This window comes from Myxococcales bacterium, from assembly GCA_016699535.1.
Lineage (GTDB): Bacteria > Myxococcota_A > Polyangia > Polyangiales.
Window position 1 is genome coordinate 2,118,107 of sequence record CP064980.1, and the last position, 21,883, is coordinate 2,139,989.

21 protein-coding genes and 2 pseudogenes are annotated in these 21,883 nt (G+C 50.5%); 15 read left to right on the forward strand and 8 right to left on the reverse strand.

All coding sequences use genetic code 11. From position 1 onward, the window contains the following. Window positions 1-83: 83 nt before the first annotated feature. The 3 genes and pseudogenes from IPJ88_10065 to IPJ88_10075 form a co-directional block, all read right to left on the reverse strand. Window positions 84-1,091: a glycosidase gene (locus IPJ88_10065; protein ID QQR88599.1), complete on the reverse strand. Its 1,008-nt coding sequence runs from the start codon at window positions 1,089-1,091 to the stop codon at window positions 84-86. A gap of 54 nt (window positions 1,092-1,145) precedes the next feature. After that, window positions 1,146-3,503: pseudogene (locus IPJ88_10070) on the reverse strand (glycosyltransferase family 4 protein). 266 nt (window positions 3,504-3,769) lie between these two features. Continuing rightward, on the reverse strand, window positions 3,770-4,762 hold the full coding sequence (locus IPJ88_10075; GenBank protein QQR88600.1) for a hypothetical protein: 993 nt from the start codon (window positions 4,760-4,762) through the stop codon (window positions 3,770-3,772). Between the two features lie 392 nt (window positions 4,763-5,154). On the opposite strand from IPJ88_10075, the gene IPJ88_10080 reads away from it, so the two are divergent. The 5 genes and pseudogenes from IPJ88_10080 (at window position 5,155) to IPJ88_10100 (ending at window position 11,951) form a co-directional block, all read left to right on the forward strand. Next, complete coding sequence (locus IPJ88_10080; GenBank protein QQR88601.1) at window positions 5,155-6,162, forward strand: HlyD family efflux transporter periplasmic adaptor subunit; 1,008 nt, start codon at window positions 5,155-5,157, stop codon at window positions 6,160-6,162. Continuing rightward, a pseudogene (locus tag IPJ88_10085) lies at window positions 6,159-7,110 on the forward strand (ABC transporter ATP-binding protein). Before IPJ88_10080 ends, IPJ88_10085 begins: the two are co-directional and overlap by 4 nt. Then, on the forward strand, window positions 7,107-8,234 hold the full coding sequence (locus IPJ88_10090; protein ID QQR88602.1) for an ABC transporter permease: 1,128 nt from the start codon (window positions 7,107-7,109) through the stop codon (window positions 8,232-8,234). Before IPJ88_10085 ends, IPJ88_10090 begins: the two are co-directional and overlap by 4 nt. Before the next feature lie 201 nt (window positions 8,235-8,435). Beyond that, window positions 8,436-10,100: a hypothetical protein gene (locus IPJ88_10095; protein ID QQR92088.1), complete on the forward strand. Its 1,665-nt coding sequence runs from the start codon at window positions 8,436-8,438 to the stop codon at window positions 10,098-10,100. A gap of 192 nt (window positions 10,101-10,292) precedes the next feature. Further along, window positions 10,293-11,951, forward strand: coding sequence for a hypothetical protein (locus IPJ88_10100; GenBank protein ID QQR88603.1), 1,659 nt, complete (start codon window positions 10,293-10,295; stop codon window positions 11,949-11,951). A 16-nt stretch (window positions 11,952-11,967) separates the two neighbouring features. Here the strand turns inward: IPJ88_10100 and IPJ88_10105 are convergent, their stop codons facing one another. The 5 genes from IPJ88_10105 to IPJ88_10125 form a co-directional block, all read right to left on the reverse strand. Further along, complete coding sequence (locus tag IPJ88_10105; GenBank protein ID QQR88604.1) at window positions 11,968-12,294, reverse strand: 4a-hydroxytetrahydrobiopterin dehydratase; 327 nt, start codon at window positions 12,292-12,294, stop codon at window positions 11,968-11,970. A 47-nt stretch (window positions 12,295-12,341) separates the two neighbouring features. Continuing rightward, on the reverse strand, window positions 12,342-12,818 hold the full coding sequence (locus IPJ88_10110; protein QQR88605.1) for a GNAT family N-acetyltransferase: 477 nt from the start codon (window positions 12,816-12,818) through the stop codon (window positions 12,342-12,344). A gap of 380 nt (window positions 12,819-13,198) precedes the next feature. Then, window positions 13,199-13,444 carry a hypothetical protein gene (locus IPJ88_10115; protein ID QQR88606.1) on the reverse strand — a complete coding sequence of 82 codons (246 nt, stop codon included), beginning with the start codon at window positions 13,442-13,444 and terminating at the stop codon, window positions 13,199-13,201. 13 nt (window positions 13,445-13,457) lie between these two features. Continuing rightward, on the reverse strand, window positions 13,458-13,880 hold the full coding sequence (locus IPJ88_10120; GenBank protein ID QQR88607.1) for a CBS domain-containing protein: 423 nt from the start codon (window positions 13,878-13,880) through the stop codon (window positions 13,458-13,460). A gap of 22 nt (window positions 13,881-13,902) precedes the next feature. Beyond that, the gene (locus tag IPJ88_10125) at window positions 13,903-14,316 is read right to left on the reverse strand and encodes a CBS domain-containing protein (protein QQR88608.1); all 414 of its coding nucleotides are present in this window, start codon (window positions 14,314-14,316) and stop codon (window positions 13,903-13,905) included. Window positions 14,317-14,723: 407 nt separating this feature from the next. On the opposite strand from IPJ88_10125, the gene IPJ88_10130 reads away from it, so the two are divergent. The 10 genes from IPJ88_10130 to IPJ88_10175 all read left to right on the forward strand — a co-directional run bounded on the left by IPJ88_10130 (window position 14,724) and on the right by IPJ88_10175 (window position 21,854). Further along, on the forward strand, window positions 14,724-15,185 hold the full coding sequence (locus IPJ88_10130; GenBank protein QQR88609.1) for an Hsp20/alpha crystallin family protein: 462 nt from the start codon (window positions 14,724-14,726) through the stop codon (window positions 15,183-15,185). A 130-nt stretch (window positions 15,186-15,315) separates the two neighbouring features. Further along, a complete protein-coding gene (locus IPJ88_10135) occupies window positions 15,316-16,038 on the forward strand; it encodes a sulfite exporter TauE/SafE family protein (GenBank protein QQR88610.1) in 723 nt (240 codons plus the stop codon). A 24-nt stretch (window positions 16,039-16,062) separates the two neighbouring features. Continuing rightward, window positions 16,063-17,070, forward strand: a complete 1,008-nt coding sequence (locus tag IPJ88_10140; protein ID QQR88611.1) for a heavy metal translocating P-type ATPase metal-binding domain-containing protein — start codon at window positions 16,063-16,065, stop codon at window positions 17,068-17,070. 22 nt (window positions 17,071-17,092) lie between these two features. Further along, window positions 17,093-17,326: a hypothetical protein gene (locus IPJ88_10145; protein QQR88612.1), complete on the forward strand. Its 234-nt coding sequence runs from the start codon at window positions 17,093-17,095 to the stop codon at window positions 17,324-17,326. A gap of 11 nt (window positions 17,327-17,337) precedes the next feature. Then, window positions 17,338-17,973, forward strand: a complete 636-nt coding sequence (locus IPJ88_10150) for a cation-translocating P-type ATPase (protein QQR88613.1) — start codon at window positions 17,338-17,340, stop codon at window positions 17,971-17,973. Beyond that, on the forward strand, window positions 17,973-18,488 hold the full coding sequence (locus tag IPJ88_10155) for an HAD family hydrolase (protein QQR92089.1): 516 nt from the start codon (window positions 17,973-17,975) through the stop codon (window positions 18,486-18,488). Before IPJ88_10150 ends, IPJ88_10155 begins: the two co-directional genes overlap by 1 nt. Then, window positions 18,476-18,667, forward strand: a complete 192-nt coding sequence (locus IPJ88_10160) for a cytochrome oxidase (GenBank protein ID QQR88614.1) — start codon at window positions 18,476-18,478, stop codon at window positions 18,665-18,667. Before IPJ88_10155 ends, IPJ88_10160 begins: the two co-directional genes overlap by 13 nt. Window positions 18,668-18,672: 5 nt before the next feature. Beyond that, entirely contained in the window at window positions 18,673-20,952 is a 2,280-nt protein-coding gene (gene ccoO / locus IPJ88_10165; GenBank protein QQR88615.1) for a cytochrome-c oxidase, cbb3-type subunit II, read from the forward strand. Further along, window positions 20,945-21,133: a cbb3-type cytochrome c oxidase subunit 3 gene (locus IPJ88_10170; GenBank protein QQR88616.1), complete on the forward strand. Its 189-nt coding sequence runs from the start codon at window positions 20,945-20,947 to the stop codon at window positions 21,131-21,133. Before ccoO ends, IPJ88_10170 begins: the two co-directional genes overlap by 8 nt. Beyond that, on the forward strand, window positions 21,126-21,854 hold the full coding sequence (locus IPJ88_10175; protein QQR88617.1) for a c-type cytochrome: 729 nt from the start codon (window positions 21,126-21,128) through the stop codon (window positions 21,852-21,854). The genes IPJ88_10170 and IPJ88_10175 overlap by 8 nt, the downstream gene beginning before the upstream one ends. The last annotated feature ends 29 nt before the right edge of the window (window positions 21,855-21,883 follow it).

Below are 21,883 nucleotides of genomic sequence, written 5' to 3' on the forward strand. Positions count from 1 at the left end.
ATCGCGTGGCGTGGATGGCTGGTAGTTGAGGTCTTTAGGATGCAGTCTGCGATGACCTAAAGCTACCTGCTGGTCGCTGAACATTATCGCCGTGTAAGAAAAAAAAACTGCACTAAATTAGGAGGCCAGTAGGAGGCATTCATTTTGGAGTCTTGTTCGTCGAGATGATTGAAAAGCTCGTGGATGTTTGCCGTGGCTAGTCCGATGCTCGTATCGGCAGCTCCGTAATAGATTCGGACTTCTTCGCCGTCGAGGACCCACCCACAAGGAAACACGACATCAGCTACATCACCTGTACGCTCGTAGTGTTCACGCGGCCCAAACACCCATTCTTTCGATCGTCGAAGCACATGCGTTGGATTTTCCAAGTCGAGCAGAGCAAGGCCTAGTCTATAAAGGCAGCCTGCTGCAGTGTTGCGCACGCCGTGGTAGAGCAAGAGCCAACCACGATCGGTTTTAAGAGGAGGTGGTGAGAGGCCGATCTTGTTTGCATCCCACCACGCGCCATCGCGTGCATGAAGCAAAATCTGATGATCGCCCCAATGCTTGAGATCCGGTGAAAAGGAAATCCAAATATGTGCGCCCATTCGTATGCCGGCGGTCATGGGTCGATGCAAGAGTGCCCAACGGCCACCAAATCGGACCGGAAACAAGGCTGCGTCTTTGTCATCAGGTGTTGTGACTGGGCCGAGGCGCTCAAAGGTGCAGAAATCTTCGGTTGTGGCCAATGCAACTAAAGGGCCACCGCGAGAAAAAGCAGTATAGGCAACAATCCAGCGTTTCTCTTCTTCGAGATAGGTAATGCGAGGGTCTTCGACTCCCCATATTTCTTCGGGATGGTTTTCCGGATCGGGGCAGAAGGTGGGTTGCTCGTCAATGCGCCAGCCTGTGATGCCATTCTTACTTCGGGCGACCGTGAGATGAGACAGTCCAGAGCGGTCTTCAACACGTAGCAACAAAAGAGTTTCCCCATCCACTATTGCGGCGGCAGGGTTGAAGACACTGTTCGCCGAGTAGGGCATTTGATCGCGCGTGAGAATTGGATTGCCGTCGTGCCTGAGGAACAGTTCTTTGTATTTTTCGTATTCCATAATTTCTCTAACTCCAATTAATTTATTGTGTAATATTTCTGTATGCAGAATAGGCTACAGTGTTTGTGCGCTGACTTGTGCTGACACGTGACCGGCTAAGTTCTGTCGATCACTGGCTTCGGTGTCCCGAGCCCAACCGAGTTCGCCTTCAGCTTGAAGGCGAAGCAACGCGACCAATGACGATAGCCACGATAAAGTCGACTCTGCTCCTTGATTTTCATTGACTTCGGAAGCTGAAAGACCGTCGCTGCATCCACCGGAGACTGAATCATACAAGGGCAAACCAAGGTCGTTGTCTCCCAAAAACCAGCGAAAGGCTCGAAGCGCTTCATCGAGCCAACGGTTTTCCTGAGTTGCGCGATAGGCTGCAATACATGCGGCAATTGTTAACTCAGCTTCAATAGGCTGCTGGTCAAAACGTGCTTTTTCATCCGCTCGGTTAAACCAACCTCGGTTTCCAACGGGAGCAAAGTGGCCGTTTTCAATCTGTTTATCGACGAGCCAGGCTAAAGAGTTGAGCCCGGATTGCAGCATGGATTGCTCATTCATATCGAGGCCGACCTGGATCAGTGCATGAGAAAGCATGGCATTGCCGTAGGTAAGTGCGGCTTCTGGCCAGGGCCATTGCGCATTGCTTTCAGCTTTTTGAAACCTTGATGTAGACGTTGAGCAAGAAGGGTTTGAGTTCTTCGCGCTGCGCTGTCGCCTGAAAAAGATTCCAAATAGTAGTGCAGTCCCAGTAGTGCCGGGCTTATGGCGCGAAGTGCGTGAACTTTCTCAAGTTGAGGAAGGACCGATTGAAGAAGCGAGGCAGCGATTCGTTTTGCGTGAACATCTTCGAGTTTTGCCGAGGCAACACCAAGAGCCCATGCTGCACGCCCTTGGCAGTCCTCGGAACCTGCTTCTTCGGTAAACTTTCGATCGTAGGTCATGAAGTTTCGGAACATGCCAGTTTCGGGACGATAGGCGTGTTGTAGAAATGCCAGATAGCGATCAATCAAAACGTCTAGTGTTGTTGTATCATCCAGTTGAAGGCGCGCACGAGCAGCAAAGATCAGTGCTCGTGCATTGTCATCGGTGCAGTATCCATGGTCGCGATGCGGAGTGATACCAACTGCATGTTGGAGCATGCCCGTATCATCGGTCATGCGTTTTTAAGTGACGAAGGTCGAGATCGGGCAAGCGCGCTTCATGCAAGTGCTCTTTCTGTCCAGAAAAGATAGGGCGAGGTGGGCGTGCACGTTCTTGGATGACGTCGTTGATAAGCTGCATGTATTTCTTAGCAATCTTGGGCCATGTACTCTGTCTTGCATAATCATAGGCTGCTTTGCGCATGGCATGCCTCGCGGTTTCATTACTGAACAATTCGGAAATGATTTGTGCAGTGGCTTCAGAATCTTGAAAGGGTACGAGTTTGCCTCTGCCCTCAGCGAGCGCCTCTTTGGCGTGAAGATAAGGGGTCGAGACCACTGCTTTTCCAGCGCCCATCGCATAGGCAAGCGTGCCCGATGTGATTTGTTCTTCGCTGGGATAGGTTGTGACGTAGATATCCGTCGCTCCTAAAAACTCATAAAGTTGATCGAGTTCGACAAAGCGATCGTAAAACATGACGCGGTCATCGACCTTGAGTTCGCGAGCCAAACGCTCCAGACTATGGCGGTAGGCTTCCCCCTGGAATTTTCGCACATGGGGATGGGTTGCTCCAAGTATAAGATAGACAATCTGCGGGTGTTTCGCTGCGATGTCAGCAAGCGCACGGATCACCTGCTCGATTCCCTTTCCTGGAGAAAGAAGACCAAAGGTGAGTAGAACTTTTTTTCCAGCTACGCCAAATTGGTCTTTGTAGTAGTTTGGATCGACAAAAGGAAGATCGGGGATTCCGTGTGGAATCACTGCAATGCGCTCTTTTGCAATGTTGTAGACGTCTCGGAGCAACTGATATCCCGCATGGGTCATGGTCACAAGTCGATCGGAAAGACGCGCAAGCTCGAGTACAACAGCTCTTTGCGAAGGTGAAGGCTCGCGCAAGATGGTGTGAAGAGTACTGATGACAGGCATGCGAAGCTGTCCAAGCAAGCGAAGGACGTGTCTTCCGTCTTCGCCACCGTAGATGCCGTATTCGTGTTGCAGGCAGACAGCATCAAGTCTCGCGATGTTGAGATAGTCGGCCGCTTGTCGATAGTCTTGAAGTGTTTTTTGGCCAATTTCAAAACGCACTTCGTTTGGGTAGTCGTATCCATGCGAGCTATCGTTCATTGCGACGACAGCGGGATGCGCATATTCATCGGAACTAGAGATGGCATGCGAAAGATCTTGTGTAAAGGTTGCGATACCGCAACGGCGAGGTGGATAGCTTCCGACAAGCGCAATTGACAGTTTACTGTCTTGTGGTTTGCTGAATGACTTAAGCATGATTGACAAAGGTTTGCTCATGACTTCCCTCATTCTTGGATGGTGGCATCTAGGCCGAGTGCTGGTACCGCCGTATTATTTTGCGTGCGCTTCTGCATTGCATGCAGCTAGCCAGCACTACGGTGTAAAGCGATTCTACAGCAAGGCAACATAACTAGCCATGGCTGAAGGGACTTTTAAAACATCAATTATTTCAATGATTTGCTGCCTGGAGTCGGCGTTTGTTTTCAGGTTATTGTAGGGCGTAATTGCGAAGTATCAAGCCCTTATCGAATATGTGCACGGTAACTAACGTTATCAAGCTCGGTGTGTGTTTCATTGTAGATGCGGATGGTGGTTTGGAAGTCCTGGTTGCTGACGCCTGAACCGGCCTCGACCCAATACCATGCGTAGAAATAGGCTTTGCCGCCACTGTAGCCCTTCTGAAACGCGATGGGCTTTGGTACTTCTGCCTGGCATTCGTAGTCGGGCGTAGTGTTTGCGGGTATGGCGCAAGCGTGGGCTTCGGCATATGCGACAGTTCCGATATGCCCGTCAAAACGTGCAAGGACCCAATAGCTCTTATCGTTTGCAGGTAGAGTATAGACAAAGTTGTCAGTCGTGCTGATGCTTTGCTCGTCGAAAGGTGTCCAGATTGGGTAGCCACCGTTCTCGGGGATGACGGCTTGATCGTGGTCGGCTGTCGGCAAACAGTGAAGGGGGCCGTCTGTATAGAAGCCGTCAAGCCATTGGCAGACACCGCTCTCGCTAAGGCTTAAAGTGGTTGGCGCGGCTACCACGCTAAAATCAACACTGGCGTTCGGGATTGGTTGGCCATTGAGCCACAGGGTTGCGGTCCATTCACCCGGAGCAATATACTGGAAGGTGCTGAAATCTCCAGCGCATTCGTCGTAGTTGTCCCAACATCCGCTGCTCGTCATGCCTTCAGCAAGATCAGTGAAGCCGTCAAAAATGTAAGCTGTGCTTGGGCTACCAGCTGGACTCACTTGCACAGACGGATAGAGCCCCGAACGGTTTCCTCCGACATAGTCTCCGAAATGTGATTGTCCGCGCGCTTCGCGTGCGCATCCGGAAAAAATAACAAAATCCGCCGTTGTGTATTGAGAAGGGGATCGATCAAGTGCCAGTCGCGCTTGGCCGACTGCACCACAGTCTTGCCAGGTCACCGCAGCTTGTCCGGATTCGGTGGTGGTATCTGTTGCGACGCTGCAACCGAAGGTTGTGAAACTTATGCACCATGCTAGCCAGTATTTTGCCATGCGAACTTCCTTTATTGCCGATGCCCTATTGATACGCCAGAATTTTGTAAAGCACGAAGGAATTGAGAGCATTGGTCTGCTGTCGAGCGCATGCGCTCGTCGATGCAAAAAATGAGCCAGACAACGGACAACGATAGTTTGGCTTTGTGCCTAGGTAATTGCTTGATTTTTACGACGAGATGCCAAGCGCAACAACGCGTGCTTGGTCTTGCCAGCTCAAAGTTGGGGTACTCATACCCCAGTAGCCGGCAACTCGTGTTGCACATGGTTAGGGTTGACTTACTCGAGGATTCCGCATGGCTTGTTGATGGCAGACATATGAGCCACAGCAATTCAAGGGCTTTGAGTTTCTGCTTTATCTTAGGCTGCATAACGGGTAGTACAGCGCTGGCATGTTACGTCGCTTTGCTCAAAACCTTGTTTTTTGTCGGAGCCTTAGACCTGGTTGGCTGTGTTTGGTATGGCTTGTTTTGGGCTGTAATCGAACGGGCCCTGCTCAAGAACAATTTCAAGGGATTGTGGAGCTAGAGCAGCGCTATCTTGCATTTGAAGTGGGCGGTCGGGTCACGTCGGTACAGGTACGCCGAGGAGACGATGTCGATGCAGGCGCGTTGGTGGCCACCCTTGATCCGGTGGCCGAGCAAGTAGCGCGTCTCGCGCGTTACGAAGAAGCCTCGGCTGCGCGCTCGCAACTTGAATTAATCGAAGCAGGTGCGCGGCCCGAGGAAATTAGCGCACTCGCTTCGCGTCTAAATGCAGCGACTGCTAGCGAAAAACTCTTGGAAAAGAACTTTGCGCGAGAACGATCGCTTCACGACAAAGGAGTGACGCCGCAAGAAAGAGTTGATGAACTCGAGACGCAATACGAGCGAGCTAAAGCGGAGCGGCAAGCTTTGGCAAAACAGCTTGCGATATTGCGCAAAGGTGCACGTAAGCAGGAAGTGCAAAGTGCTTCAGCTCGTGCAGAAGCGGCCAATGCCGCGGTCAAGCTTGAAGATGTTCGTCTTGGTTTGCATGAGTTGCGCGTGCCCAGCGATGGAGGACGAGTGCTTGAGCGGCACGTTGAGCCGGGTGAAGTTGTGATGCCTGGCACTCCGGTGATTACTTTGGGGGATGTTAAGCGCCCTTATGTCGAAGTCTTTGTGCCTCAAAACGATCTTGACGGCATCAAAACGGAAATAGACGCAACCGTGCAAAGCGATTCGCTTCGCCATCCTTTGCATGGCAAAGTAGAGTACATCGCGCAGCGTACGGAGTTCACCCCACGGTTTTTGTTCAGTGAACGTGAGCGACCGAATCTGGTGATTCGCGTAAGGGTGGTGATCGACGATCCGAAGCAAGAGCTGCACGCGGGTGTTCCGGCTTTTGTGCGTTTTGATCGCAGAAGAGGCAAACCGTGAGCACGGCTTCGGATGCTCTTGTTATTGAAACCGAACATTTGGCGCGACGCTTTGGTGAATTTGTCGCCGTCAAAGATGTCTCGCTTTCGGTAAAAACCGGAGAGATTTTTGGTGTGCTCGGTCCGAACGGTGCTGGCAAGTCGACCACCATTCGCATGCTCTGCGGTATTTTGGATCCAAGCGGGGGGCGCGGCACGGTGGTGGGTTACGATATTGCCAAGGATGCAGAACGCATTAAAGAGCGCATTGGCTACATGACTCAGCGTTTTAGTTTGTACGAAGATTTAACCGTGATTGAAAACCTGCGCTTTTATGCTGGCATTTACGGTGTGCCTCCGGAAAAAACGACGTGCTCGCGTTGATGAAGTGCTCGAGCACGCAGGCCTTACCAAGCGCCGCACGCAACTGGCAGGAACTCTTTCTGGAGGCTGGAAGCAGCGCGTGGCTTTGGCCAGTGCGACGATTCATGAGCCTCCACTTTTGTTTCTTGATGAGCCCACGGCAGGTGTCGATCCGGTTTCGCGCAGGGAATTTTGGGAGGAGATTCACCGTCTTTCTGCGTCTGGAACCACTGTGCTTTTAACCACTCATTACATGGATGAAGCGGAGCGTTGTCATCGCCTGGCTTTTATTTTTCGAGGTGAGCTGCTCGATACCGGCACACCGGAGCAAATTGTGGCTCGTCGTCATCTAAGGGCTATTGAAGTTGAAGTTGAGCGCGCTACCGAGGCCAGCGCGTTGCTTCGCGACCATCCCGAAGTGGATGAAGTGAGCCATTGGGGGCATGTGTTACGGGTGGCAACAGTGGGTGGTCGTGATCCCGAAAGTATAGTGCATGAGAGTTTGTCGAAAGCTGGCATTGACCTCGTTTCGGCTCGAGAGAGTCGGGTCAACGTTGAAGATGCTTTTGTGTCGATGGTGCGCCATGATCAGCAGAGGAGCTCATGAACCTTCGGCCCTTGGTTATTGCGCGTAAGGAGCTTTTGCAGCTTCGTCGGGATCGGTTGACCATGGCTATGATGCTGGCGCTTCCGGTGGTGCAGCTCCTGCTGTTTGGTTATGCGATCAATACGGATGTGCGGCACATCCCGATGGTGGTCTTTGATCAGGATGGCAGCGCTGAATCGCGAGATTTAGTTCGCAGCATGGAAGCAACGGAGTTTTACGACGTTGTCGGAGCCGTAAGAGACTACGATGAAGTTGAGCAGGCGCTTCGTTCGGCGACGGCTCGCGTGGCGTTGGTTTTTCCTCCAGCTTATGCATCGGATCTGGCACGAAGGCGCACTGCGCACGTGCAGCTTGTGGTTGATGGATCGGATCCTCAGATTGTAGCTAGCGCCACGAACACCGCCGCATCGCTGGTTGCAGCACGGTCCAATGAGTTGATGGTTGCGCACTTGATTCGCAGTGGCTCAGGCCCAGTGGTGCAGCCCATAAGCATTGAGCCCTCGACGTGGTACAATCCCGAACTTCGCACTGCTGTTTTTGTCGTGCCTGGTTTGGTTGGTGTAATTTTGACGATGACGATGGTCATGCTTACCGCGATGGCCATCGCTCGAGAGCGAGAGCGCGGTACGCTTGAGCAGCTCGTGGTCTCTCCGGTCAAACGTATTGAACTTATCGTGGGGAAAATTCTGCCGTACATTGTAATTGGCTATTTGCAGATGACCTTGGTTCTTGGCGCAGGTCGCATCGTGTTTGATGTCCCCATTCATGGCTCGATTGTTATGCTCTACATCCTGGCTTTCGTGTTTATTGCGGCCAACCTTGCACTTGGTCTTTTTTTCTCCACGCTGGCAACAACGCAGCAGCAAGCCATGCAAATGTCTTTTTTCTTTCTGCTCCCGAATATTTTACTAAGCGGCTTTATGTTTCCTTTTGAGGGCATGCCCGAGCCTGCTCAATGGTTTGCTCAGATTCTTCCGCTTACACATTTTTTACGCATTGTGCGTGGCATCACTCTAAAAGACAGCACGTTTATGGACGTTGCTCCGGAGCTTTTTTGGCTGAGCGTCATTCTGCTGGTGCTTGTGTTTTTAGCTTCAGTGCGTTTCAGTAAAAAGATTGCCTAGGGCTAGAAACTCTGGGAAAGCACGATAAATAGCCCACCACAGGCTTTGACCTTTCGTGTTTGGCTACCGAGGCGTTTCGAACATCTTTCGATGTCTTGAAGTGTATATACGTGTCGCTATTGTAGCTTTTGCAGCCTGTTCGTGGTGTGTTAAGCTGAGAGTTTGTTTGGGCATGAATAAATCTTGTTGGGGGTGGTTGTTATGCGCTTTTGTTCTTGTTTGCTTGGGACAGCTCTGTTTACTGTTTCATTTCTAACCGTTTCTTGTACTGAAAAAGCCTCAACAGGTGTTTCGCTTGATGCCGGGTCTGACCAAAATGATAGCTTGCTTGATAGTGGACAAGCCGATGTGCAGCTCGATGAAGATGTTGTTGTTACGGTTATAGACAATTTGGCCAACGGCTCGACATGTGCAAGTGACGAGCAATGTGTTTCTGGTTTCTGTCATCCCTCTTTTGATAGGTGTCAGACTCCTGACTGTTTTGACGGTTTTCAAAATGGTGATGAAACAGCTCTTGATTGTGGTGGCGGCTGTGTTCAATGCGGAGCAATTGGCGCCCCTTGTGTCCAACATGATGATTGTGATTCGGGTTATTGCTCCTTGACGAATCACTGCTTGGAGCCGAGTTGCTTTGACGGTTTTCAAAATGGCGATGAGACAGGGGTGGACTGTGGTGGTAGTTGTGGTGCTTGCAGTCCTTGTTCCAGTCTCGCTCAGCAAGATCCTGAATACGAGACAGTAGATACTTCGGCCTATGGCTTGGTAGCCGGAAATGCTCAACTCGTGCTCGATCCACATGACGGTAGTGGTCCCTTTCGGTTTAATTTGGTGACTGAGCTAGGTACAGCACTTAGCGTCAATGGAGTGGCTGCTGATAAAATCAGAGTAAGTGGCATGGCGGACGATGGTGGTGTCGTTGGCTGGTATGAAACCAGTTCTGGTAGTGGCATGGAATTTCGAGCTGTGTATTGGGCTGCAGGACAAAATGTGGGCACCGTGTTGTGGACGGACCGCGATGCTAAGGCTATCGCCGTTGACAACAATCCACACGTTGTGTTTTTGGAACGGGTCGGGGGTGCCGTTTCAGCGAAAATAGTTAAACTGAGTTCAAGTGCGGAACACGATTTGCCCATAGCGACATCCTGTGGATATCCGCGGGATCTCAGAGTTTCCCCCGATGAGTTGTCTGATGAGCGGGAGTTGCCGGCTTATGTGACGGGAACGCATGTTTGGGATGATGGTTTTACCGTTGTGTATACCGGTGGTTTTTGGGGCTCTGTGAGTGGTAGCGGATGGGGAACTGATCTTTATACTGGAAACGGCCAAAATTTTGCCACGGCCACGGATACCTACGCCCGTACATACGGACTTCGGCGCTATACCTACGCGACCAATGGTTTATATCTTGTTGCGTCTGTTGTAGGTGCTCTAGGGCCGGACGAAGCTTCGGTTCAAGCTGCAGAATGGACGCTGGATCCTCTCGGCCTTGCGGGCGCCCACTACACCAGGGCGTTCTATGAGTTTGAGGTTCCTGTCGATCGCAGTGTTGCGCTTTCCGTTAACGCTTCGTCGATGGTGGTCGGAGTCGCCACGGTGACGCAGACCGGAACGCAACGCGCGTGGATTGGTAACACAACAGAACACACAGTGCCGGCCAACTACGAGCAGTTTCTTGATACGCAAGTGCCGACTTTGTATGAAAAGATTCCTAAGGTGTACGGGATTGACAATGATGGGAACATTTTGGCTGAAGCTGAACGACAGGAAAATACTCAGGTAGTAACATTCTTTGTTGTACTGAAGCCCTTACCTTCACCCAGCTCAGGTGTGCTTTATGACGTTGTAGAGATTGCAGCAAAGAATTAGATTTGATCCTCTAGCGGGGCGCTCAGCGCTGGGCATTTTCCCTAGCGCTCGATGGACAACTACAGAAAAACAGCGTGTGGAAACTGTTTCGATTTTCTATTGCTGGGATGGTAGCATTCACTGTGCGAGCTTTGGGAAGGTGATACGATGCTTGCTGTGTGATAGCGCTATGAATCTTCAAATGAGGGGTTTATGATGATGCATAGGTTAGTTTTCGGGATTTTAGCCCTGTTGTCGGTAGCGTTGATTGATTGTGGCTCAAGCAAAACGAAAAATCATCTAAGCGATGCAAGTGTTCAGGACGCCTTGCCGGATAGCGCAACAGACGCTTCGGTGGACGGTGGCGATAGTGACGGCGACGGCATCAGTGACATCGACGAAGGGCAACAAAGTAATCGTGATACCGATGGCGATGGCACGCCTGATTACTTGGATCTTGATTCCGACGGAGACTGTCGCTCCGATGAAGATGAAGCACAAACGGCTTCTCCCGTAGATAGCGATAATGATGGCAAGGCGGACTATCTGGACCTTGATAGCGATAACGATGGCCTTAGCGATGGTGATGAAGACAAGGACTGTGATGGCGTTAAGGACGCGGGCGAAACCAGTGCCCGACTTGCCGACACAGATTCAGATGGTGCTAGCGATTTGATTGAAGTAACCGTGAGTACGGATCCTAACGATGCCAGCGACAATCCGAATGCGAATGGCGATTTGGTGTTTGTCATGCAGCCAAGTACAGCGCCGCAGCCTGAAGATGAGACATTGGCATTTGAGCCAAAGCTACAGGCTGTGGATATGTATGTGCTGCTGGATCGCTCAGGCTCGATGGCAACGGAAATCGCTTCGATTCGCGATAACTTGGCTACTGTCGTCAACAATCTAAGCTGTCCGCCTGTAGGTATTGGCGATCCAGCGGACTGTATTCCCGATCTTTGGGCTGGTGCTGGCAGTATTGGATATTCCGGTAGCGGCGGCCTACCTTACGAGAATCACGTAGACTTACAAGTTTCGCCAAGTTTTTCTAGTATCCCAACAACGGAACCAGGAGGCTGTTGTTCTGAGACATTGACCTTTGGGGTTTGGGCCGCTGTGACGGGTTCAGGTTCAGCGCAATCAGTGTGTACTTTGGATAGCGTCGCTGCGCGTGCAAGTTGTGCGGCATCGCCTGCCTCAACCAGTGGTTTCATTGGCTATGGCTATCCGTGTTTTCGTGAAGGTGCGCTTCCCGTTGTTTTGCTTGCGACCGATGAAGCTCCGCTCTCTAGCGCGGATACTTACGAGTGCCCCGCTTGGCCTGTTGTGAGCAATGAGTTGAATAATCGCGGGGCCAAACTGGTTGGCATTGTTGGTTCTGGCGCGTCTGCTGACGTGACGAGTGATCTGCAAACCATGGCTACCGCGACCGGAGCCGTTGATTCTACGCAAAACAATGCGCCTCTTGTTTTCGATGGGGCTTCGAGCAATGCCGCAAATGCTATCGAATCGGGCCTGCGTGCGCTGATAAGCGCCACTCCGTTGAGCCTGAATATTGAATTTTTGGATGATCAAAGTGATGCTGTCGATACGGAGTTTTCTTTTGTAGATCACATTGAAACACTCCAACTCGGAAGTGCAGAATGCTCCGATAATCTGACGGATGTCGATAGCAATGCCGATGGTTTTCAGGACCAATATGTCAACATAGTTCCAGAAACCCCGTTGTGTTGGAAGCTCGTCGTCAAAAACAACACAACTGTGCCCGCAACAAATACTGCACAACTTTTTACCGCGAAGCTTAGTGTCATTGCAGATAGTATTACCGAAGTAAGTACGCGTTCTCTTTATTTTATAGTGCCACCGAACTAAGCGCTAGGGTATGTGTTCAGATAGTGTCTATCTTTGCCGCTAGAATAAAATCGCTTTCGGTGAGTCCGTCGATTTTATGTGTCCAGATCTGAACCTTAACCAGAGCCCATGCTAGGTAGATATCTGGATGGTGTCCTTGCTCTTCTGCAATCTGTCCTACTTGATTTGTGAAGGCGAGGGCTTGTTTGAAGTCGTCAAAAGGAAAACTGCGTTCCAGATGATGGTTGTCGATGACTCTCCAATGTCGGTCAACTTGCGATAAAAGTTCTTGTGCTTTTTCACTTGCAAGAGGTGGAACGCCACCTTTGCAAGGTATGCATGTTTGTGCTGCTAGGTCAGCCATAGTGGGCGACGATAGCATAGCTATGGACTGCGAGCGATAGGGTGATTCTAGAGCCACAATTCCATTTGGATATTGCAGCGCATGTAGGGCGTTTCGGATTGAGGTAGTCGTTTGAAACCTAGCTTTTTGTAAAGTGCCATGGCCGGTGCAAGCGATGTGTTGCTCTCAAGATAAAGGCGCTCGGCACCTAGTTCTTTGGCGCGTTCCATGCATGCGTGTCCCAACAGCTCACCATAACCTCGCCGCTGAGCATGATCTGCCACGGCCATCTTTGCGAGTTCAAAACATGTGTTGTCTTTTTTGACAAGAGCGCTGCAGCCTAAAACGTCGTTTCCTTCAAGTAGAAATAAGATACACCCGCCAGGCTGTATAATTTTTTCTTCTGGATGCTCTAACGCAATCCTGTCGGTTTCTTCTAAGATAAAATAACGACGGATCCAGGCTTCGTTTAGGCTTTTAAAAGCATCTCTTAGCCCTGGACGAAAATCGACGATGGAGAGCTTGGGTGAGTGTGTCACGGGCATGCCTCGGGGTAGCTAAGGCCGAGGTCAATATCAAATTTTCCACTAAGCGTGACTTCATTGCCGCCAAGTTCTCCTGAACAATCCGCTAGCACGTTGTATAGGCTAAATTTGCGACCTTGATTCTCGATGCGGACACTGCATTGCTTTCAAAGACAAAACTTCCGTCATCGAAACTGCAAACACCGCTTAGGCTGCCAGTATTGCTGTACAGCGCGGTGTCTGTGATGGTTGCGCTATCGCTGTTTTCTGGAATAGCGGGAATACTAAGCAGAGGCGTTGTGTCTCGTTGAGGCTATCATCGCAATTGACGTTACTTTAGCTTAACGATTGCCGTCGGGGTACTTGATAGGCAATTCCACTGCGCTTCTATCTTGAATAGTTCAAAAGGTAATGAAAAGCCCTGAGGACGTTACTGAGATTTCATTGGCTGTGCTTTCTGCAGGCACATCGATACATACGGTGGCAGCTTGAGTCGAGGCATCCGATGTCGGAGTGCCGCCGTCCAGCACCGTAGCTGGGCCACCGCCGATGTTTCCGCCGCCGCCGCTACCGCCGACGCCTGGAGCTCTGGTTGCTGTAGAGCAACTTGCGGTAAAAATAACGAGCGTTAAGAAGAGAGTTTTCACAAACAACCCACGATCAGAGTTTGTGAGCTACGGCTTTGAGGATGTCGGATTCAGTCACAACCCCAACGAGTTTCTCGCTATCGTCAAGAACTGGCAGACAGCCGAAATGTCCAGAGACCAAAAGTTTTGCTGCATCACGGACGGAGCTGTTTTTATGCACGGTTTTAATGTCTCGGGTCATGACGGCGCCGACAAACGTTTCTGAGATGCGATGATCCAGTGAATTCGCCACGCTCGAAGGTTCAAGTGCGCTAACTGCCATGCGCAGAACATCGCGATGAGAAATCATCCCAACCACTTTTTCATCATCGACAACCGGCAGGTGGCGCATGCTGTATTTATCCATGTGTTTGCGAATCTTCTCGAGGTTGTCTTCTTCGTAAAGCACATGGACCGTGGTGGTCATGATGTCTGCGACTTTAAGATCTTCGACCATACTGTCCTCGTTTCATTGGAAATTACGGCAAATACTCGCGCACTGCTCGTAGCACATCAACATAACTCAAGATGCCTACCAAATTGTCGGAAATTGGATCAACGACGGGAAGTGCTCCGACACTTTGTTCTAATATAAGGTCAAGAGCTTCGCTGAGTTCGGCTTCGGGTTGAATGAGAACGACATCCGATGCCATGATTTTTGAGACAGGAGCTCTGAACTGTTTTGCTAGGCCCAATAGGGCATGTTCATCGACAGTCGATGAAGCATACACCGAGCGCAAGTCTCGATCGCTTATCATACCGATCAGCTTTTTCCCCTCTAAAACGGGTAGATGTCGGACGTTGCTTTCCTGCATGAGCGCCAATGCTTCAATGATGGGGAGGTCGTGTTGGATGACGATGGGCTCGGCGGTCATGATGTCTTGCACGTTCATGGTAGTACTCCTTCATGGGTTTGGAATGCCAGATGGTTTCCAAGGCGCCATCTTCCTATGTACAGCTCCATTGAACCTTCGCTGGCCAACTTCGTCAAGCTAACGGCTATTTGCTATGTCATAGCGTACCTGCTCTCACCCCGCGAGCAGAGCGAGCCCGCACAGGGGAGGGAGCCAAGGCGCGAAGCGAGCCCCGCAGGGGAGGGAGCCGACGCGCAAAGCGCGCTCGGGAGGGACTCGCGTGAGTCCCTCTTTGGGCGCTGCTGTGCAGCGGTCCAGCTCGGGAGGGGATTGTCGTGAATCCCCTCTTTGGAGCGCCGCTGCGCAGCGGTCCAAACAGTTAAAACCAGCCCCTTTACAGCTTGCAAAGCATGATTAAGCTAAAATTACGAGAAAGGAGGCCAATTATGAGCTTAATTCGAAGAACACAAAGGGCGCAATGGGATCCATTCAGTGAACTTGAGGAAATGAGTTCCCGGCTCTCCAGAGTGCTCGGTCAATGGCCTGGCACCGGAAACGAGGAACGTTTATCTCACACCGATTGGGTCCCCACAGTGAATGTTTCAGAATCTCCTGAACATTACTCTATTGAAGTTGAGTTGCCTGGGGTGACTAAGGAAAACGCTCATGTCGAAGTACACGATCGTGTCCTGACCGTGAGCGGAGAGCGCAAAGTCCAGGAAGAGAAGAAAAAAGCAAAGTATCACCGAATCGAGAGCTTTTATGGAAGCTTCATGAGGTCATTTTCTCTTCCGGAGGACGCGGATCAGGACAATATCAAGGCCAACTTCAAAGAGGGGCTTTTGCAAGTTGATGTTGCACGCAAGGCTCAAACAAGCCCGAAACTGAAGAAAATCGATATCAAATAAAGCATGAATAAGAAGGCGGCCTTACTCTTGTAGGGCCGCCTCTACTTTTGTAATTATATGTTTTGAGATATAGACTAGCTGCGCTTTAACCTGGAACTAAAACAGTTCTCCTCTTGATCAAAAGGTAGCTATGTCCTTTATTGCTTCGCTTGCGCTAGGAGGCGCTGCTGGTTTGGCTGCAGCCCCTCATTGTTTGGGAATGTGTGGTCCTTTGGCAGCCTATGCTTGCGCGCAGCGCCAAGGTCAGTCCTCGGCTTGGCTCTATCAACTTGGGCGCCTTGCAAGTTACGTGGTGCTGGGTGCATTGGCGGGGCACGCGGGGTCTTGGATCACCAACCGTTTTAGTCTTCCGTGGGTTTCGGCGCTGCTTTCCTGGTCGGTAGCGTTCGTGCTTTTGCTGGCGGCGTTCAAGTTTTTGTGGAAACCACGTGACCGGACTCTGGTGCAAACTCAGTCGTTGCAAAAGAAGAAACCCCGCTTTTCATTGTTAGAGTTTGTGCTTCGATTTATTCCGCGCCAGCCTTGGGCTGTGGGCTTAATGACGGGTTTTCTGCCTTGCGGAGCCTTAGCGGCTGCTCTTCTTTTAGCAGCAGGAGCCGAGAATGCTTTAGGCGGAGCACTGCGAATGGTGGGTTTCGCCGCAGCAAGTGCACCAGCTCTGCTTGGTGTCGGTTTACTTTCAGGTGTTTTGCGTCGATTTTCGCAGGGTGCAGGACGCTACGTTTTTGCGACAGCTTTTTTACTAGGTGCGGTGCTTTTTATATGGCGTCCGTTCAAAGCGATGTCTTCAAAAGCAGAGCATGATTGTTGCCATGACAACAGTCACGAAGCAATGAAAGCCAAGGATCAATAAGCATAGCAATGCGGCTACGTTGTCATGTGGCTGGCGGATGACGGACACAAAATAGTGCAATCTCAGCAACATGATATGAACCAATCGGTGGTTTTTAAAGCAGAGGCTTCCAACAAAGAGGCAACGGTATGCAAACATTGTGCATTGCCTCTTGGACCTGGATCCGTCGGCGAGTTTTGTTGCCGGGGCTGTCAGGTTGTCTTTAGTTTGCTTCACGAAGAGAAGCTAGGCCGGTACTATAGTTTGCGCCGAGGGCGCGGGATTCCGGTTGCCGATACAAATTCAAAAGCCGTTGATTTAAAGTGGTTAGAGCAACTGGAAAAGCAAAAGGTGTCCGAGGGAATCCAGCACGTGAGGCTAGATGTGCAAGGTCTGCACTGCACGGGCTGCGTTTGGCTATTTGAAACACTTTTTCGTCGTCAACAAGGTGCTTACCGCATTATTACCAATCCATCCTTGGGGTCGGTGGATCTGTCGGTTGATGAACATTTCCCTTTGAGGGAGTGGGTCTCTCAATTGCAAAGCTTTGGGTATCGTTTTGGGCCTCGCAGCAAAAAACGCGAGAAGCAAAGTGATTCCTTGTTGATACGCATGGGCATTTGTCTAGCGCTTGCTGGGAACGCAATGTTGTTTGCGATTGCGACCTATCTGGGTCTTCATGAAGGCGAACTGTATCGTTTTGTGAATACCGTAAATTTTTTCCTCTCGGTGATTGCCGTCATTGTAGGAGGTAGTGTCTTTTTTCGTTCGGCATGGACGGCGATTCAAAAGCGAGTACTGCATTTTGATGTCCCCATTGCTCTAGGCATTGGCCTTGCATTTTGCGGTTCACTCTTAGCTTTTGTGCGAGGCGTTCAACAAGTTGCTTACCATGACACCCTCACTATTTTTATAGCTTTGATGTTGTTGGGTCGCTTTTTGCAAGAACGAGCGCTTGAGCGCAATCGGCGCCATTTGTTGGCGATGGATGGCAGTGACGGTATTTTAGTTCGGCGTAGGGAAGGGAAGCAGGTTAATCTTTGTTCCCTGTGACACGATTCGTGACGGCGACATCTTGGTGCTGGCTATGGGTGACTTGTTGCCAGTGGATGCGGAGCTCCTTGATGAGCAAAGTCTCTTTTCTTTGGATTGGATCAACGGCGAAAGTGAAGCGAGACCTTACAAACAAGGCATGCGAGTCCCTGCTGGTTCGTTTCATATTGCTGAACATTCGGTCCAACTTAAAGCTGTGCAATCGTTTGACGATTCCGTTCTGGTAAGCTTGCTTCGAAATCCAGCGCTGGACTAAACGCCTTCGAAGTGGTGGCAAAAGTTGCCGGAATCTATGTTGTAGCAGTGCTTGGTATTGCTAGCCTTACTTTGCTGAGTTGGCTAGTACTGGGCGCGAACGTGTATCGCGCTTTGGAGATCACAACTTCGGTGTTGATTGTAAGTTGTCCCTGTGCTTTTGGCATTGCAACGCCATTGGCCTATCAACTGGTCTATGCGGGCTTGCGTCGTGCCGGTATTTTTGTGCGTCGTCTTGATTTCATTGAGCGAGTTCGCGCCGTAAAACACCTGGTATTCGATAAGACAGGAACGCTGACCACAGGACGAGCTAGTCTTCGTCATCCTGAGGCGCTTGGCTCCCTTGACGCTGAGGCCACAAGCGTTTTGTACAACCTAGCAATTGCAGCAACCATCCAAAAGCGATGGCCGTGCTGGATGCCATCGAGTCTAAGCCGGCTTTTATATCGGAGCTTAGTGTTCGCGAAATACCTGGAAAAGGTATGGAAACACGCTATCACGGAAAATTGTACCGTTTTGGTTCACATGCATGGGTCCAAAAAGGCGTTGAAAGTCATTTGCACGACCTTGTTTTTTGTGTTGACAACTTACTATACTTTCCGCTTCAAACAGACGAAACTCTGCGGCCAAACACGCGGAATGAATTGATGAGGCTCAGGGCAATGGGCTACGAGACTTGGATACTTAGCGGGGATGAACAACAAAGAACGCAAGTGTTAGGTCAGGAACTAGGACTATCGGAGTCCCACATTCTTGCTCAACGGCTTCCTGAAGAAAAAGCATCATGGCTCGAACAAGGAATTGGAAGGCATGCACTCATGATGGGCGATGGCGTCAATGATAGTCTTGCGGTAGAGCATGCGCTCTGCTCAGGAACGCCCGCTTTTGATCGACCTTTTATGCCGGCAAAAACTGATTTCTATCTGGTCACGCCAGGCTTAGCTCCACTACGTATTGCGCTTGTTGCGGCCAAGCGACTAGCAAAGGTGTTACTGTTTAACTTGAGTTTTGCTGTGCTCTACAACGTAGGCGCTGTTGCCGTGGCCGCGGCTGGCCTGATGACACCATGGCTTGCAGCCATTTTGATGCCGACGAGTTCCCTTCTACTCATTGTAGCGACAACGGCTGCACTCTCACAGAGGAGCGCTTTGTGGAAGTTTTAACACTGCTAATTTTTCTTAGTTTGACCTTGGTAGCGATGGCGGTCGCTTTTTACGTGTGGACTATCCTTCAGCACACGCACGAACATAGTGAACGCATGGCATTGTTGCCGCTTGAAGATGATGAAAGCCCTGAACGCTTTGCAAACGCAAACGTTAAGCAAGAATATTCAAAGGAGTAAAGTAGATGCAGACGAAGCGCATAACCTACAACGATCAGATATCCAGGCAGTTTGTCGCGGCATCGGTGATATGGGGAATCGTCGGGATGTTGGTGGGAGTGATCATCGCTGTTCAGCTTGCATTCTGGCAGGCCAACATCCCTCCGTTTTTGATTTTTAGCCGTCTACGTCCTTTGCACACCAATGCAGTTATTTTTGCGTTTGTGGGCAATATGATTTTTGCGGGCGTCTACTATTCAACGCAGCGCTTGGTCAAAGCTCGACTGGCTTCGGATTTGCTCGCGAAGATTCATTTTTGGGGCTGGCAGCTCATTATTGTTTCGGCAGCGCTTACCTTGCCTTTTGGTATTTCACAATCGAAAGAATATGCCGAGCTTGAATGGCCCATCGATATAGCCATCGCGCTTATTTGGGTGGTGTTTGCTGTCAACTTCTTTTGGACGCTTGCGAGGCGCAATGAAAAACATCTGTACGTTGCGCTCTGGTTTTATATTGCAACGCTTATTGCGATTGCTGTTTTGCATATCGTAAACAGTTTGGCGATTCCTGTTGGCTTCTTAGAGAGTTATCCCGTGTTTGCTGGGGTTCAAGATGCCCTGGTGCAGTGGTGGTACGGTCACAATGCTGTTGCTTTCTTTTTGACGACTCCCATCTTGGGCATCATGTATTACTTCCTGCCCAAAGCGGCGGATCGCCCCGTCTTCTCTTATCGCCTATCCATCGTTCATTTCTGGTCCTTGGTTTTCATTTATATTTTGCCAAGTTGGGGCGGCATGCTCAATGGTCTACTTACCTTGCGTGGTGCTTGGGATCGTCTACGGGAAGATCCCGTGCTCAAACTTTTTGCAGCGGGCGTGACCTTTTACGGGATGTCGACATTTGAAGGACCCTTGCTTTCGATCAAGAGCGTGAGTGGTTTGGCTCACTATACCGATTGGATTATTGCGCACGTGCACGCGGGCGGCCTTGGTTGGAACGGCTTTATGGCAGCTGGCATGTTCTATTGGATGGTACCCCGCCTATACGGCACAAAACTTCATTCTCGATCCGCAGCCAATGCGCATTTCTATCTCGGCACCTTTGGCATTGTGCTTTATGTCGCTTCGATGTGGATTGCCGGCATTACTCAAGGCTTGATGTGGCGTGCAGAGAACGACGGTGGCGGCCTGATGTATCCAAACTTCTTGGAGACCTTGATTGAGCTTAAACCGCTGTACTGGACGCGTGCCCTTGGCGGAACACTCTATCTTTTGGGCTTCATTTTGATGGCTTGGAACCTTGTGATGACTGCGAAGTCTGGCAAGGCTGTGGACGGAGAAACTGAAGCGGTGATTGAAGATTTTTCTTCTGAAGATGCCGTGCCTTGGCACAAACTAGCGTTTGCAAAACCCATCACGCTCATCTTGGCAGTTACAGTAATGGTAGTTGCCGTCGCATTCCTTAACGCGATAGCGGCCACTGTGATTATGGTGATAGCCATTAGTACAGCCATTGTTGGCGGGTTGGCGCTTGGTCTTGGTAAACAAGAACCCGGTCAAACAGCATGGCACCGCATTTTAGAGGGCAGGGCTGTGCTTTTCACGGTGTTTGTCACTATCTCTGTTATCGCAGGTGGTATTGCGGAGTTGGTACCCACCATCATGGCCGCTCCTGAAGCCATTGCATCGGCTAAGCAGACGCCATATTCAGCACTGGAACTTGAAGGGCGTGATATTTACGTCAATGAAGGTTGTTACGTATGCCATTCGCAAATGATACGGCCCTTCACCTGGGAGACGGCTCGCTACGGAGATGTGTCCACTGCGGACGATTCAGTATTTGATCATCCGTTTCAGTGGGGGTCGCGGCGTATCGGTCCTGACCTTGCGCGTGTTGGAGGCAAGTATTCGAACCTTTGGCACTACAGGCACATGATCGATCCGCGTGAGATTTCGCAACAGTCCAACATGCCGCCGTATCCATTCTTGGAAACGACCTCGGTGGATTTTTCAAAAACGGCAAGCAAATTTAGAGCTATGCGTGCGGTGGGTGTGCCCTATACGCCAGAGCAAATTGCCAATGCTGAAGAGTCAGCACGCATGCAGGCTGCGCAGATTGCTGCGGATTTGAAAAACGAAGGACAGAGTTCGGTTAAAGAAGATAGCAAGCTTGTTGCTTTGATCGCTTATTTGCAACGTTTGGGCTTCAAGGCAACACAAACTAAACAAGAACAACCCCAAGCCGTGCTGAGACCCACAGAGCAGTCTGCCGCGGGCACTACACAGAATGAGGTGGTTCATGATTAGCTGGATGGCCATGGAATTTTTTAGAAAAAGTCCTGTGCTCTATTTGCCCATGATTGCTTTGTTTCTTTTCATGCTGGTTTTTGTAGGAATAATCATTCGAACCTTTTGGAGGCGTGCTGCTGATCTGGATAAACTTGCACGCATGCCACTTGATGAAAAAGAGGGAGTGAGCCATGAGTGAAGTACGCCGCACCGATGAAATCCAAGGCGACATTATACACGAATACGACGGCATTGAAGAAGCCGACAATCGTTTGCCCAACTGGTGGCTCGCCACCTTCTACATCGCCGTTATCTTTGCCATCGGCTATTGGTTTTACTACCAGGTCTATGAATCGGGACTTCAGCCGCTTGCGGCTTACCAAGCCAAGATAGCTGAAAACAGCAACGCGCCCAAAGAAGAAGTGAGCGCCGAAATGCTAAACAGCATGTCAGCGGACGCCGCCGCTGTTGAAGCGGGCAAAGCAGTCTTTGTTGCCAATTGTGTGGCCTGCCATCTCGACAAAGGACAGGGCAATATTGGGCCCAACTTGACAGATGCATATTGGATCCATGGTGGGGCGGCTACCGACATCTATAAAATAGTGGACCAAGGTTTTGCTGCCAAAGGTATGCCTGCCTGGGGGCCAGTGCTTGGTGCAGAAAAGGCCAAGCAAGTGGTCGCTTTTGTGCTAACGTTACGTAATACGAACGTTCCAGGTAAAGCTCCGGAGGGAGAAGAGTGGAAAGAGGGTGGGGCTGAATCAGCTCCCGAAGAGCAAACTGTTGAGGAAACTGATAGCTCGGCTAATGAAGGTGCCAAAGCCCCCGCCGCATCGGATACGGCCAAGTTAGAAAACAAAGATGAAAAGCCTTCGAGCGCAGCGACACCGGATGCGGTGGAGGCGAAAGCAGTCAACTAGTGCTGCGCTTGGAAAGAAAGTGAAGCAAA

Excerpts from the sequence above, each read along its gene's own strand:
- IPJ88_10065 (QQR88599.1), bottom strand. The coding sequence starts at position 1,091 with ATGGAATACGAAAAATACAAAGAACTGTTCCTCAGGCACGACGGCAAT.
- IPJ88_10075 (QQR88600.1), bottom strand. The coding sequence starts at position 4,762 with ATGGCAAAATACTGGCTAGCATGGTGCATAAGTTTCACAACCTTCGGT.
- IPJ88_10080 (QQR88601.1), top strand. The coding sequence starts at position 5,155 with ATGTTACGTCGCTTTGCTCAAAACCTTGTTTTTTGTCGGAGCCTTAGA.
- IPJ88_10090 (QQR88602.1), top strand. The coding sequence starts at position 7,107 with ATGAACCTTCGGCCCTTGGTTATTGCGCGTAAGGAGCTTTTGCAGCTT.
- IPJ88_10095 (QQR92088.1), top strand. The coding sequence starts at position 8,436 with ATGCGCTTTTGTTCTTGTTTGCTTGGGACAGCTCTGTTTACTGTTTCA.
- IPJ88_10100 (QQR88603.1), top strand. The coding sequence starts at position 10,293 with ATGATGATGCATAGGTTAGTTTTCGGGATTTTAGCCCTGTTGTCGGTA.
- IPJ88_10105 (QQR88604.1), bottom strand. The coding sequence starts at position 12,294 with ATGGCTGACCTAGCAGCACAAACATGCATACCTTGCAAAGGTGGCGTT.
- IPJ88_10110 (QQR88605.1), bottom strand. The coding sequence starts at position 12,818 with ATGCCCGTGACACACTCACCCAAGCTCTCCATCGTCGATTTTCGTCCA.
- IPJ88_10120 (QQR88607.1), bottom strand. The coding sequence starts at position 13,880 with ATGGTCGAAGATCTTAAAGTCGCAGACATCATGACCACCACGGTCCAT.
- IPJ88_10125 (QQR88608.1), bottom strand. The coding sequence starts at position 14,316 with ATGAACGTGCAAGACATCATGACCGCCGAGCCCATCGTCATCCAACAC.
- IPJ88_10130 (QQR88609.1), top strand. The coding sequence starts at position 14,724 with ATGAGCTTAATTCGAAGAACACAAAGGGCGCAATGGGATCCATTCAGT.
- IPJ88_10135 (QQR88610.1), top strand. The coding sequence starts at position 15,316 with ATGTCCTTTATTGCTTCGCTTGCGCTAGGAGGCGCTGCTGGTTTGGCT.
- IPJ88_10140 (QQR88611.1), top strand. The coding sequence starts at position 16,063 with ATGTGGCTGGCGGATGACGGACACAAAATAGTGCAATCTCAGCAACAT.
- IPJ88_10155 (QQR92089.1), top strand. The coding sequence starts at position 17,973 with ATGAGGCTCAGGGCAATGGGCTACGAGACTTGGATACTTAGCGGGGAT.
- ccoO (QQR88615.1), top strand. The coding sequence starts at position 18,673 with ATGCAGACGAAGCGCATAACCTACAACGATCAGATATCCAGGCAGTTT.
- IPJ88_10170 (QQR88616.1), top strand. The coding sequence starts at position 20,945 with ATGATTAGCTGGATGGCCATGGAATTTTTTAGAAAAAGTCCTGTGCTC.
- IPJ88_10175 (QQR88617.1), top strand. The coding sequence starts at position 21,126 with ATGAGTGAAGTACGCCGCACCGATGAAATCCAAGGCGACATTATACAC.